Annotated in this window: 14 protein-coding genes; 9 read left to right on the top strand and 5 right to left on the bottom strand. The window is 33.5% G+C overall.

Annotation, left to right across the window (positions count from 1 at the left end; all coding sequences use genetic code 11):
• Positions 1-142: 142 nt before the first annotated feature.
• Positions 143-586: a hypothetical protein gene (locus tag ACPX19_RS02120; RefSeq protein WP_426431163.1), complete on the bottom strand. Its 444-nt coding sequence runs from the start codon at positions 584-586 to the stop codon at positions 143-145.
• Positions 587-777: 191 nt separating this feature from the next.
• Here ACPX19_RS02120 and miaB point away from each other — a divergent pair, with 191 nt between their 5' ends.
• The 9 genes from miaB (at position 778) to groL (ending at position 9,509) form a co-directional block, all read left to right on the top strand.
• Positions 778-2,226 carry a tRNA (N6-isopentenyl adenosine(37)-C2)-methylthiotransferase MiaB gene (gene miaB / locus ACPX19_RS02125; RefSeq protein ID WP_426431164.1) on the top strand — a complete coding sequence of 483 codons (1,449 nt, stop codon included), beginning with the start codon at positions 778-780 and terminating at the stop codon, positions 2,224-2,226.
• A gap of 12 nt (positions 2,227-2,238) precedes the next feature.
• Positions 2,239-3,174, top strand: a complete 936-nt coding sequence (locus ACPX19_RS02130; RefSeq protein WP_426431165.1) for a hypothetical protein — start codon at positions 2,239-2,241, stop codon at positions 3,172-3,174.
• Between the two features lie 122 nt (positions 3,175-3,296).
• Positions 3,297-4,232, top strand: coding sequence for a hypothetical protein (locus ACPX19_RS02135; RefSeq protein ID WP_426431166.1), 936 nt, complete (start codon positions 3,297-3,299; stop codon positions 4,230-4,232).
• A complete protein-coding gene (locus ACPX19_RS02140) occupies positions 4,232-5,503 on the top strand; it encodes a sigma-54 interaction domain-containing protein (protein ID WP_426431167.1) in 1,272 nt (423 codons plus the stop codon). The genes ACPX19_RS02135 and ACPX19_RS02140 overlap by 1 nt, the downstream gene beginning before the upstream one ends.
• A 63-nt stretch (positions 5,504-5,566) precedes the next feature.
• Complete coding sequence (locus tag ACPX19_RS02145) at positions 5,567-6,070, top strand: LptE family protein (RefSeq protein ID WP_426431168.1); 504 nt, start codon at positions 5,567-5,569, stop codon at positions 6,068-6,070.
• Between the two features lie 5 nt (positions 6,071-6,075).
• Positions 6,076-6,987, top strand: coding sequence for a hypothetical protein (locus tag ACPX19_RS02150; protein ID WP_426431169.1), 912 nt, complete (start codon positions 6,076-6,078; stop codon positions 6,985-6,987).
• Position 6,988: 1 nt separating this feature from the next.
• Positions 6,989-7,327 carry a preprotein translocase subunit SecG gene (secG, locus tag ACPX19_RS02155; protein WP_426431170.1) on the top strand — a complete coding sequence of 113 codons (339 nt, stop codon included), beginning with the start codon at positions 6,989-6,991 and terminating at the stop codon, positions 7,325-7,327.
• Positions 7,328-7,502: 175 nt separating this feature from the next.
• A complete protein-coding gene (groES, locus tag ACPX19_RS02160) occupies positions 7,503-7,778 on the top strand; it encodes a co-chaperone GroES (protein WP_426431171.1) in 276 nt (91 codons plus the stop codon).
• A gap of 99 nt (positions 7,779-7,877) precedes the next feature.
• A complete protein-coding gene (gene groL / locus ACPX19_RS02165) occupies positions 7,878-9,509 on the top strand; it encodes a chaperonin GroEL (protein WP_426431173.1) in 1,632 nt (543 codons plus the stop codon).
• Between the two features lie 129 nt (positions 9,510-9,638).
• On the opposite strand, the gene ACPX19_RS02170 is transcribed toward groL, so the two are convergent.
• From ACPX19_RS02170 to ACPX19_RS02185, 4 genes are all read right to left on the bottom strand, one after another.
• Positions 9,639-10,370 (bottom strand): sulfite exporter TauE/SafE family protein, encoded by a 732-nt coding sequence (locus ACPX19_RS02170; protein WP_426431175.1) that lies wholly within the window; start codon positions 10,368-10,370, stop codon positions 9,639-9,641.
• Between the two features lie 110 nt (positions 10,371-10,480).
• Positions 10,481-10,849 (bottom strand): heavy-metal-associated domain-containing protein, encoded by a 369-nt coding sequence (locus ACPX19_RS02175; protein WP_426431177.1) that lies wholly within the window; start codon positions 10,847-10,849, stop codon positions 10,481-10,483.
• Between the two features lie 120 nt (positions 10,850-10,969).
• Complete coding sequence (locus ACPX19_RS02180; protein ID WP_426431179.1) at positions 10,970-13,204, bottom strand: TonB-dependent receptor; 2,235 nt, start codon at positions 13,202-13,204, stop codon at positions 10,970-10,972.
• Complete coding sequence (locus ACPX19_RS02185) at positions 13,201-13,932, bottom strand: heavy-metal-associated domain-containing protein (RefSeq protein ID WP_426431181.1); 732 nt, start codon at positions 13,930-13,932, stop codon at positions 13,201-13,203. Before ACPX19_RS02185 ends, ACPX19_RS02180 begins: the two co-directional genes overlap by 4 nt.
• Positions 13,933-13,962: the final 30 nt, after the last annotated feature.

Consider the following 13,962-nt stretch of genomic DNA (forward strand, 5'->3'; position numbering starts at 1 on the left):
TTTGAGGTTACAAATGTATATGAAAAAAAAATTACAATCCTAATTTGGTTTTAAATAGCCATTATTTTATTATCTTAATTACTGTTTGAAATTAAAAAAGCCTTGCAAAAACAAGGCTTTAATTTTCCATTTATAATACTCTTTAATATATATATGTAATAGGATCTGAATATTGATCTATATTTATAATGATTTCATTTTCCCCTTCTATCTGTAAAGTAGAAAGATCGAAAGAAGTTGTCTTACTTATTTCTGCAAGACAAGCTTCGTTGTTAACTAAAAAAAACTTCACATAGCGTTGTGGTGGATTGGATTCGTCCACACTATCAGAGTCCAATAACTGCATATCCCAAGTACTACCATCACAACCCGTAGCCGTAATGGTGATAATTAAGCAATCCTCGTTAATGTCCACACCAGTAATTGTATAAGGACTAGTTGTTGCATTTTCATACGAAAAACTATCAATCAAAGTTAAATTTACACAATTAGTTTGTGGAAATGGAGCAGGATCATCACCTTCGCATTGCATATTTAAAAACAAAGTCATTGATAGTACTAAAATTATTATTCTTGAAAATTTCATAGTTATATGTTTTATTGCTAGATACAATTCATTCTTAAAGGTTGCGTACTAAATTATAAAAATAATATAAAGCGATTATTAATTGCTTTTACAACTGCCACTTTGTCATAATCACTAAAATAATGCTATCTTTGCATGCTTATTGACTGAATTAGAAAACAATTTTTTCACACGCGAGTGAGCTTAAATAGATGGAAAAAATAATAGACGAAAACAAACAAGGTGAAGCCTTAATCTTAGACCAAAAAGACGGCAATACAAAAAAGCTGTTCATTGAAAGTTACGGTTGCCAAATGAACTTTAGCGATAGTGAAATTGTAGCTTCAATTTTGTCTAATCAAGGATATAATACAACAAAAAACCTAGAAGAGGCGGATTTGGTTTTAGTAAATACGTGTTCTATTAGAGACAAAGCTGAGCAAACAGTTAGAAAACGGCTTAAATATTATGATAGGATTAAGGACAAAAACCCGTCAATGAAAGTTGGTGTGTTAGGTTGTATGGCTGAACGCTTAAAAACTAAATTCTTAGATGAAGAAAAAATAGTTGATTTAGTCGTTGGTCCAGATGCCTATAAGGATTTACCAAATCTTTTAGCTGATGTTGAAGAAGGCAGAGATGCCATCAACGTTATATTATCTAAAGAAGAAACATATGGAGATATTTCTCCTGTACGTCTTAATAGTAATGGTGTTACCGCCTTTGTATCAATAACTCGAGGTTGCGACAATATGTGTACGTTTTGCGTCGTTCCTTTTACTAGAGGAAGAGAACGTAGTAGAGACCCTCAAAGTATTATTGAGGAAGTGAATGATTTATGGGACAAAGGCTACAAAGAAGTAACGCTTTTAGGACAAAATGTAGATAGCTATTTATGGTATGGTGGTGGATTAAAGAAAGATTTTGAAAAAGCTTCAGAATTACAAAAAGCTACGGCTGTAAACTTTGCTAAATTACTAGAAATGTGCGCTAAAGCGCAACCAAAAATGCGCTTTAGATTCTCAACATCTAATCCTCAGGATATGACCTTAGATGTTATTGAGACTATGGCCAAATTTGAAAATATTTGTAATTACATACATTTACCTGTTCAAAGCGGAAGTAATCGTATCCTAAAGGAAATGAATCGTTTACATACGCGCGAAGAGTATTTTGAACTCATAGATAATATTCGCCGACTTATACCAGATGTAGCTATTAGTCAAGATATGATTGCTGGTTTCCCAACCGAAACAGAAGAAGATCACCAAGACACCTTAAGTCTTATGGAATATGTAAAATACGACTACGGTTTTATGTTCGCCTATTCTGAGCGTCCAGGAACACTTGCTGGTAGAAAAATGGTAGATGATGTGCCTGCAGATGTAAAACAAAGACGTCTAAACGAAATACAAGACCTACAGCGTAGACATAGTTTATATAGAACCCAACAACATGTTGGTAAAGTAGAAGAAATTTTAATTGAAAAGGCTTCTAAAAAATCTGATGCGCATTGGTCAGGCAGAAATAGTCAAAATATGGTTGCTGTTTTTCCAAAAGAACACTACAAACCAGGTGACTTTGTTAACGTAAAAATATTAGACTGCACAAGTGCCACACTTATTGGTGAAGCTGTAGGCTATTCAAAAAACAATTCTTAATTAATCTCATCAATGAAAAAAATCATATTACTACTTTGTGCATTTACGCTAATAACAGCTTGTGAAAATGAACCTCTAGATCCAGATTTAGTTGGAGGAAATAATGGAGGCGGCAACAATAACGGTGGTAGTAATAGTGCCGACCTTACACTGTCTGTATATGAGCTAGATACTGACACATCTATCAATTTCTTTGGAATTCCTATTCGTACAATCACAAACTCTGATCTTAATATTTCGGATGATAAAATTGTATCAAGCACCACGGTTTTTGAAGTTGAAGGTGCTCCTAACGAAACTGAAAACCAAACGTTTACTCGTAATGCACAAGGGCAAATTACTAGCAATATTTCAGTAAATTCTAATGGTGTTACTACTAACGAATACATTGTTAGTTACACTAACGGTCAAATTTCTCAAATCACTTATGACTATTTCGAAGATGACTTTGATGATTACATCTACAATTTTACATACGATGGCAACCTAATTACAAGAACAGAAGTAGGCTCTAGCATTTCTACAGTTTTTACTATAGATGGGTTTGATAGAGTTATAAAGAAAGAATCTTTTGATGGTACCACTTCTATTCAGTTAGAAACGATTACCTATAATGGGCTTGGCAATATTAACAGCAGTGTAGGAACAGGTGAATTAGACAGTAATTATACCTACGCTTTTGACGATAATACTAACCCATTACAAGTTGTGTATAATGACAATTACTTGTTGAATTTTTTAAGTGATGATTATTCAGATGAAATTGGTCCACTAATCGCTCAGTTTCACTCTACCAACAATTGGAATGGAGCCACATTTAATGGAGACACTTTCACTTTTGATATACAATACAATGCTTTAGGAAGAATTACCAGTCGTGATATTGCTTACGATTTTGGAGCTGACTTAATGATAGAAATTAACGAAAGATTTAATTACGTTAATTAAAAATGGAATCCGTACAAGCTATAAAACAACGCTTTTTTATTAATAGGAGACTTCATGAGCATAGTTTTGGTTATTCAAATAATTAATTTTATGTATCCAACGTATTGATTAAATTTAAAAAAATGAAAAAAATTCTCATCTTTTGTTTGATAATTTCGCTTGTTTATTCATGCAACAGTAATGATGATTCTAGTAACTCGAGCTCAACGGACGTATTTTTGAAAGAAGTTAATTCTGAGTGGTCTTCGGACTCTAATTCTGATTTACACATAGAAAAGTATTATTACTATCAAGATGGTAGACCTGAGTTTTATGAATATTTCAGGCCTAATACTGATATACAACCTTGGGCAGAGCACTTTTTTACTCACGATAGTGAAAATTTAATTCAATCTGTTTTTCTTAGTATAACTGGTGAATCTGGCATTATTAACTTTGATTATGAAAATGGCGACCTTAAATATATAGAATGGGGAATACCTCAACCAAATCAACGATATGAAATTATACTTGAAGATTCAAGTATAATTATGAAATACATGACTGGTTTTGGTGGAAATTGGAACAGTCCTAGCAGAATAGAGACTTATAACTTTAATAATGAAAACTATAATCTCTTGATTAACTCCAACATCTCTGGCAGTATATCAAATGACAATCCGCCTACATTCATAACTTCATACGAATACGACGAAAATTCCAATTTAATTTCAGTTATACAGCAGTCTTATGATGGAAACACTCAAACTTATAATGATTATATAACTACTAATTTTGATTATGACATTAAGGAAAATCCCTATAAACAAGAATACTTATCACATCCAGTAATACGCCATAATCTTATTTCCCTACCTTCATCCATATTACAAAATGATAAAATATCATCTAATAATATTACGTCCAAAACCATAAATAATTATTTATATGACACAACATTAACGATGGACTTCGTTTACGAATATAATGACTTAAATTATCCTGTATCGTCTATTGAAACCACAACATTTGCAAATGGTGAAACTAGTATAACAACAAAAACCTACACCTATTATTAATGGAATCCGTACAAGCCATAAAACAACGCTTCGGCATTATAGGGAACGACCCTAAACTTAATCGTGCTGTAGAAAAAGCTATTCAGGTTGCTGCCACAGACATTTCTGTATTGGTAACAGGGGAAAGTGGTGTTGGTAAAGAGAGTATTCCTAAAATTATTCATCAGCTTTCCCACAGAAAACATGGCAAATACATTGCTGTAAACTGTGGTGCTATACCAGAAGGTACTATAGATAGTGAGTTGTTTGGTCACGAAAAGGGTGCTTTTACAGGTGCTACACAAACACGTTCAGGTTATTTTGAAGTTGCCGATGGCGGAACTATTTTTTTAGATGAAGTTGGTGAGTTACCATTAACTACACAAGTGCGCTTACTTCGTATTTTAGAAAATGGGGAATTTATAAAAGTTGGTTCTAGTAAGGTTCAAAAAACCAATGTTAGAATCGTAGCAGCTACAAACGTTAATATGTTTGAGGCCATAAAGAAAGAAAAGTTTAGAGAAGATTTATATTATCGTTTAAGTACTGTAGAAATACACTTGCCTGCCTTACGAGAGCGAAAAGATGACATTCATTTATTGTTCAGAAAATTTGCCAGTGATTTTGCTTTAAAATACAAAATGCCAACGGTAAAGTTAACTGACGATGCCGTTGCCTTACTTTTAAAATACCGCTGGAATGGTAATATTCGCCAATTGAGAAATGTTGCTGAGCAAATTTCGGTTTTAGAGCATAATCGTACTATTAATGCAGTTACACTTCAAAATTATTTGCCTAATACTGGTACAAGTTTGCCTGCAGTAATCAGCACTACCAAATCTGAAAGTGACTTTAGTAGTGAAAGAGAAATACTTTATAAGGTTTTATTCGACATGAAAAGCGATTTGAATGACCTTAAAAAGTTAACTATGGAACTCATGAAGTCTGGCAGTGTTTCTGATGTTAAAAAAGAAAACGAACACCTTATACAAAAGATATATGGTGATGATGATAGCGACGATTACGAAACAGCATCAGAGGTAGAGAATTTAGAAGTACTTTCCATACCTCAGCACACTGAGGATAATGACTCGAATACTATCGATGTAGACGATAAATATCATTTTGCTGAAGAGATTGAAGAAGAAGAAACCTTATCTTTGCATGACAAGGAATTAGAACTCATCAAAAAATCCTTGGAGCGTCATAATGGTAAGCGCAAATTGGCTGCTGCCGAATTAGGTATTAGTGAACGTACACTTTACAGAAAAATAAAGCAATACGATCTTTAAGAAAAGATTAGGAAAGCTTAAGCACTATTAAGAATAGGAAACACGTTCAGATAAAAAAACAACATGAGATTATTAAAATATATTGGCATACTGTTTCTTACAATAACCCTTACAGGTTGTGGCATTTACTCTTTTACTGGTGCAGATACTGGTGAGGCTAAAACATTTCAAGTAAATTTCTTTCAGAATAATGCTGAACTAGTTGAACCTGGCTTAGATATCGATTTCACTAATGCATTGCAAGATTTAATACAAAACCAAACGAGTTTAAGTCTAGTAACTACTGGCGGAGATTTACTTTTTGAAGGGGAGATTACTGAATACCGAATTGCACCCATGACAGCAACTTCTGACAACAGAGCTGCTCAAAACCGTTTAACAATAAGTGTAAATGTTCGCTATTTCAATACATTAGATGAAGAAAAGGATTTCGAACAACGTTTTTCGTTTTTCTATGATTTTGATGCTAATGCTCAACTTGTTGGTGGCACTAAAGATGAAGCATTTGAAGTTATTTTTGAGCGTTTAACACAAGATATTTTTAATGCGTCTTTGGCCAATTGGTAATATATATGCAACTAAAAGAATTGACATATTTACTTCAACATCCTGAAGCTGTTACAGCTTCTCAAACCGACGAGCTATTGGCAAAAATTAACGAGTATCCTTACTTTCAACCCTTACGTGCTCTGTACTTAAAAGGTCTTAAACAAAAGGAGAGCTACAAATACAATAATGCATTAAAAATAACTGCTGCTCATACTGCAGATCGTAGCGTTTTGTTTGATTATATCACTTCGGAAGAATTTAATCAAAACGAAATTTCCAATCAAATAAAGCAAAACTCAGAGCATATAAAATCTTTGATAGTTAACGATATTGATGATATTTCAGTAAATAAAAGTGTAACTATTGATGAAGCTCTAAAAGAACACATCAAAGCCACTAAAGGTGTTTTAGATCCAGACTTATTTGAAACTAAACCGCAACAGATTTCTAAAGAAGAAACCCCAAGAATTGAAGATTCTATTATCTCGGTTGATGTGCAAAATATCACACCAGAAGAAAAACTAAATATTGGTAAACCTTTAGAATTTGATAAAAACGAAAGTCATTCTTTCACTGAATGGTTAAAAATAACATGTTTTAAACCTATTGATAGAGAAACCGAAATTAAAGACACAAAGGATGATACATCGCAACCACTCACTGATAAGTTAGATATCATTGATAAGTTTATAAGCGAAAATCCTAAAATAAAACCTGTTGCCAGTCACATACCAAAACCTAAGTTGGTAAACAATGATGATGACGTTTCTGATAGCCTAATGACAGAAACTTTGGCAAGGATTTATTTAGAACAAAAAAACTACGACAAAGCCATTCAATCTTATAAAATTTTAAGTTTGAAATATCCAGAAAAAAGTAGTTTCTTTGCAGACCAAATAAAATTGGTGGAAGAATTAAAAGATAATACTATATAAAATGTTTACAATTTTTTTAATCTTAATCGTAGTAGTAGCCTTTCTATTGGTTGTGGTAATTATGGTACAAAACCCTAAAGGAGGAGGTTTATCATCTTCTTTTGGTGGTGGTGGCACACAACAATTAGGTGGTGTAAAAAAGACAGGAGATTTCTTAGATAAGAGCACTTGGTTTTTAGGTACAGCATTAATCGTTTTAATCCTTGCTTCTAACTTAACCATAGACTCTGGCAATGATTTTGACTCTAAAGCTTTAGACGAAAAAGAAGCTATTGAAGCACCTGCATCAACTCCAACAAATACTGATGCTGGCACTACTGATGGTACAGAAGGGAATTAATAATTCTCACAATAAGCAACAACTACTCGGCCAACTTTTATAGTTGGCCTTTTTGTTTACAATAGTCCCAAGACAGGTATATCTGCAAGTTTGTCAGTATATATGTCTTGGCATAATTTTCGAATAACGCTAAAGCGTTAAATCAAATTTTAATTAATCAAAAATATTATAACAAATGGCTTTAAACATTAAACCTTTAGCAGACCGTGTTCTTGTAGAACCTATGGAGGCTGAAACTAAAACAGCTTCAGGTATCATTATTCCTGATAATGCAAAAGAAAAACCGCAAAAAGGAACTGTTGTTGCAGTTGGCAATGGCAAGAAAGACGAACCTTTAACTGTTAAAGTTGGTGATACTGTTTTATACGGAAAATATGGTGGCACTGAATTAAAGTTAGAAGGTAAAGACTATTTAATAATGCGCGAAAGCGACATATTAGCAATTGTTTAATCTATTCTGTCATTCCGTACATCTTACGGAATCTATTTCAAACAAAACTAACATTAATAAGATTCTTGCATTCGCAGGAAAGCAAAAAAATAAAATAAAATGGCAAAAGATATAAAATTCGATATTGAAGCACGCGACGGACTAAAACGCGGTGTCGATGCTTTAGCAAATGCAGTAAAGGTAACATTAGGTCCTAAAGGACGTAATGTAATTATTGGCAAATCGTTTGGTGCACCTCAGGTAACTAAAGATGGTGTTTCAGTAGCTAAAGAAATTGAGCTTGAAGACGAGCTTGAAAACATGGGAGCTCAAATGGTAAAAGAAGTCGCTTCTAAAACTAACGACTTAGCAGGTGATGGTACAACAACTGCAACAGTTTTAGCACAAGCAATTGTAAAAGAAGGCTTAAAAAATGTTGCAGCTGGTGCTAACCCAATGGACTTAAAGCGTGGTATTGACAAAGCTGTGGAGGCAATTACAGCTGACTTAGAAAAACAAGCCAAAAAAGTAGGGAGCGATTCTGATAAAATAAAACAAGTAGCTTCTATTTCTGCTAACAATGATGACACAATAGGAGAACTTATTGCAGAAGCTTTTGGTAAAGTTGGTAAAGAAGGTGTTATTACAGTTGAAGAAGCTAAAGGAACTGACACATATGTAGATGTTGTTGAAGGTATGCAGTTCGACAGAGGTTATTTATCTCCATACTTTGTTACTGATGCCGACAAAATGATAGCAGACTTAGACAATCCATACATTTTATTATTTGACAAGAAGATTTCTAACTTACAGGAAATTCTTCCGATTTTAGAGCCTGTAGCACAATCTGGTCGTCCTTTATTAATCATCGCAGAAGATGTGGAAGGACAAGCCTTAGCTACCTTAGTAGTTAACAAACTACGCGGTGGTTTAAAAATTGCTGCTGTAAAAGCCCCAGGTTTTGGTGACAGACGTAAAGCTATGTTAGAAGATATCGCAATCTTAACTGGAGGTACAGTTATTTCTGAAGAAAGAGGTTTCTCTCTTGAAAACGCTGACTTATCAATGTTAGGTACTGCTGAAACTGTTACAATAGATAAGGACAATACAACAATTGTAAATGGTTCTGGTAAAGCATCAGATATCAAAGCAAGAGTTAACCAAATTAAAGCTCAAATAGAAACTACAACATCTGATTATGATAAAGAAAAACTACAAGAACGTTTAGCCAAATTAGCTGGTGGCGTTGCTGTACTTTATGTTGGTGCTGCTTCTGAAGTTGAGATGAAAGAAAAGAAAGATAGAGTTGATGATGCGTTACATGCCACACGTGCTGCTGTAGAAGAAGGCATTGTTGCTGGTGGTGGAGTTGCTTTAGTTAGAGCTAAAAAGACTTTAGAAAAAATCACTACAGACAACCTAGACGAAACTACAGGTGTACAAATCGTGAACAAAGCGATTGAATCACCACTGAGAACTATTGTTGAAAATGCTGGTGGCGAAGGATCAGTAGTTATAAATAAAGTTTTAGAAGGAAAGAAAGACTTTGGTTACGATGCTAAATCTGAAGAGTATGTAGACATGCTTAAAGCTGGTATTATAGACCCTAAAAAAGTAACTCGTATAGCATTAGAAAATGCCGCATCTGTTGCTGGTATGATCTTAACTACTGAGTGCGCTTTAGTTGACATTAAAGAAGAATCTTCTGGAATGCCACCAATGGGTGGAGGCGGAATGCCAGGCATGATGTAATTTCGGCCACGCTCAATTACCAAGTCCGTAGCACGGACAAGCAATGAACTCACTGGCACTGATAGTTAAGTAGAGTTTGAACAACAAAACAAAAGCCCTTGATTTTCATCAAAGGCTTTTGTTTTTTCTTTACTTAATTACAACATTAATCAAAGTGATTAATCCAATTAACAAAATTAGACCCAATGAAATCTTCTTAAACTTATCTTGAGGAATATAATTTAGTATCTTTTTTCCAATTGCAGTACCAACAAAACCAATTACTATTAAAAAAGGTATATAAATTAAATCATGATTATGGATAAACCCATTATAGTAATATACAAACGTCCTTGAGAAATCAATTAAAAAGTCTATAAAAGCTGATGTTGCAATAAAGGCACTTTTTTCTAAGTTAAAAGCTGCCATAGTTAAGCCTCTAATTGCACCACCTGTTCCTAAAAGTCCAGCTGAAAACCCTGATAAGCCACCACCAATTAAGGCGTTTCTTTTATTAGGACTTATTATTAAATCCTTTTTTATTAAAAACACAATTGCCAATACAACTAAGAATATACCAAGTAACAACTCTAGGTAATTACTATTAAAAACTTTTGTTAGTAATCCACCTATAACTACAAATAGTACAGAGGGTATTCCAATATTGATGAGTAATTTTTTGTCTAGTCCTTTTTTAAACAAAACTATTTTACTCAAGTTACTCGATAGATGGTAAATAGCAGTAAGACCTAAAACCGATTCAAAATCGAAATAAAAGTTTGCGATTGGAACAAAGAAAACAGACGACCCAAATCCACCTATTGTTCCTAAAACCTCAGCAATTAATGCTAAAAACAGGAATACATAGCTTAGGTCTCTCATTTTAAGCTTTTCAATTATACGTTAACCAAGTTCGATGAAAATTTTAAAATAGTCAAATTATAGGCACAAAAAAACCTGAAGATGTATTCAGGCTTTTTTCTTAATTTTTATTATCCTTTTTTCTTTTCTCCATCATGGTCTTTAACCACTTCCTTATCACGATATCTACAGCAAGGGTGAACAGCATCGTAAGCTTCATCTGTTGCTTTTACTTCCTTGGTATCATGTCCAACAGCAGCTATGTTTTTCGAAATAGTTTCAAGATTCGTTTTGTTTTCATCATAGATTAATTTCAATTCATGTGTCTCAATACTCCAAACCGCAGACTTTACACCTTTGGTTTTTATCGCTGCTTTTTCTATGCGCTCTTTACACATACCACAAACACCATCTACTTCCATTGAAGCTTTGGCATTCTTATTTTGTGCAAATGTTAATGTGGTTACTAATAATGCTAAAATTAAAGTTACTTTTTTCATTTTATTGTTGTTTTAGTCATTCTGAACTTGTTTCAGAATCTAATTATTTATTTTTCATGTGGATTCCTGCCTTGCGCCTCCGCTAAAGCTTCAGCGGCACGCGGACGCAGGAATGACAGTTTATTTTATTCTAAATCGTAATCCTGCATAGTACATACTTCCAAATATTGGACCATATACAAAGTTAGTATCAAAATTTGAACCAAATGGATTGTCTGCACTGACTATTGGATTATTTTGCCTTACGTTAGTTACATTTTCACCTCCTAAATATACTTCAAACTTAGGAGAAAAGACTTTTGTAACCTGTAGGTTTAATGTTCCTACGGTTGGCGAATATTCATCTAATTGATATTCTAAATCACTTAACGTTGTGCTAGGAAAGCGTTGAGAGTCTAACCAATTGTATGTTGCGTCAAACTTCCATTGTGCTCCATTATCTTTCTCATCTGTTTCGTAAGCTGCGTTAGCAAATAAACGATGTTTAGGTACTAATGGTTTTTCTAATTTACCAGAGTTATAGTCGGTTTTGACATCATAGAATTTATAAGCAGTACGCAAATCAAAATTTTCAAAGAGATTATAGTTAAATTCAAATTGGAAACTATTAGCATAGCTATTTCCTTCAAGATTGTAAAAATTGACTTGAAAAGGATTTTCCCAATCGACAACTACCTGATTTTGGAAATCTGTTCTGTAAAAATCAAACGTTACGTCAGCCTTTCTATCAAAAAGATTAAATCCTTGAAGGTAACTCACACCATAATTCCAGGCAATTTCTGGATCTAAACCATAAATCTTTCCTGTTGAATTTAAAATATTGATTTGTCTAGAGCTCGCAAACATATTTTGATTTTCAGCAAAAATATTGGCACTTCGTTTTCCTCTTCCTACAGAAAATCTGAAGGCTGATTTTTCCCAAGGTGTATAGCGCACATGAAGTCTTGGGGTGATGAAAAAGCCCAATCTATTGTGTTGATCTGCCCTAACACCTGCTGTCATTGTCAGCTTATCTAAGTTATCATATGAGTATTCAAAAAAGCCTCCAAAAGAATTTTCTACACGTTCATAAGTTTGAACATTTACCAATTCATCATAATGGTCATAAGTAAAACTTAGACCTGTTTTTATCTTATGGCGCGAATCCGAAATAATACTATTGTATACCAGGTTAGAATAGAAGCTATTATGTGTAATATCATAGTCATTCAATCCGTAATAAGAATCTTGCTTATGATAACTATAAGCAGTCTGTACACCTAAACTCTGATAGGGAATTTCAGGATTTACATAGCCTAGTTTGGTAGTTACTTCAAAACGCTCAGTATCAATTTCACTTCCCCAAAAGTTAGTTGTGCCCTTGTCTCTATTAGGGTCAAAATCTATTTGTCCTGACTGTGTATTGTCATTAAGGTATCTTAAGTTGATAAAACTTACTAAACCTTTTTCTCCATTAGTATACTGCCAACGGTTCATTACATTAATTTGTTGCTTTAATGGCACATCTAGAAAAAAGTCATCGTTATTATCAAATTTTTGATCTCTTAAATTACCATGAACATACAAACCTGTACTCCACTTATCTGATACTTTTTGATTGATATGAGTATTGAGCTCATATCTACCATTAAGACCAGCAAAGGCATTTACAAATAACCTATCGTCCGTAGTAGGCTTAACCAATTCCGTGTTTATTTGGCCTGCAATGCTTTCAAAGCCGTTTACTACGCTACCTGCACCTTTAGTAATCTGTATGCTTTCTACCCAAGTTCCAGGAATAAAACTCAGACCATAAGCTTGGGATGCTCCTCGAATGGCAGGAATGTTTTCGGTGGCTATTAAAATATAAGGACTTGTAAGTCCTAACATTTTTATTTGTCTTGTTCCAGAGATAGCATCAGAAAAATTTACATCTATTGATGGGTTGGTTTCAAAACTCTCCGACAAATTACAACAAGCTGCCTTTAACAACTCGTCAGCACTTACCGTTATAGTATTTGTAGCCTTTAAAAACGATTTTGAAGTAGCTTGTTTTCTTGCTGTAACAGTGACCGCATCTAACTCATCTGATGCTTGAAGTACATGTTTAATATACTTGTTTTGGTTTACGATTAAAGTATCTGTTTTAAAACCAACATAACTAATAACCAACTTATTAAAAGAGAATTTATATGGCAAAGAAAATTTACCATCATCGTTTGTTATGGTTCCTATTGACGAGCCAAGCCAATACACGTTGGCACCTGGCAGTGGCATTTCATTGCCTGTACTTGTTTCTAAAACCATACCTTCTAACTGGTCTTGCGAAAATGCTATAAAAGGTAAAAGCAATATTATAATTATGAACTTTTTCATACACCAAAAGTTTTAATAATCATAAAAATGGCCATAACTATCATTATAGCGTTTTCAATAAAGGTCGCTTTGGTCATAGGCAATTTTAAGGCTGTACCCAAACAAGCACATTGAATGGCTTTTTTATCCAACAACGTTTTGGTGACACCAAAAGTTGTAATACCTAAAATCACCAAAGTAACTATCAGAGCAATATCTATTTGAAAGCGCATAAGAAACATTAAGCCTAGTGCAACCTCAATAAATGGATATATCCAACCATAAGCGGGAAAAACTTTTGCCAAAGGATCATACATTCTAAAACTTTCAGGAAAACCCTTAAGATCCAAAAGTTTGAAAAAGCTAAAAACAATATAAAATAGGCCCATAAAATCTAGCATAAGACCATTAATATTCCATGGTTTTAAGTTCAAAAGTGTCGAGGCTATCAATATATAACCAAAAATTAAAAAAAGTGGAAACAACTGTTTTAGTTCACTTTTTTCCTCTTCAACAACTTGAGTAGAACTAAAAACATTTTTAGATTTTTGTTCTGAAATCGTGTATTTATCAGATAAGGCATTTTGAAGTGTATCTTCTCCAATATGCTTTTTCATTGTTATAGTTGCAGTATTGTTATTAAGATCAACCTCAACACTCTCAACATCTTGTAATTCAGACAAAGACTTTTCAACTGAAGCCTTGCAACCGTTACAGGTCATTCCTGTAACATTATATTTATGTATCATGATTTATTTAATTTAAAATTATCTTTAGTT

Source organism: Winogradskyella sp. HB-48 (assembly GCF_049942685.1).
GTDB lineage: Bacteria > Bacteroidota > Bacteroidia > Flavobacteriales > Flavobacteriaceae > Winogradskyella.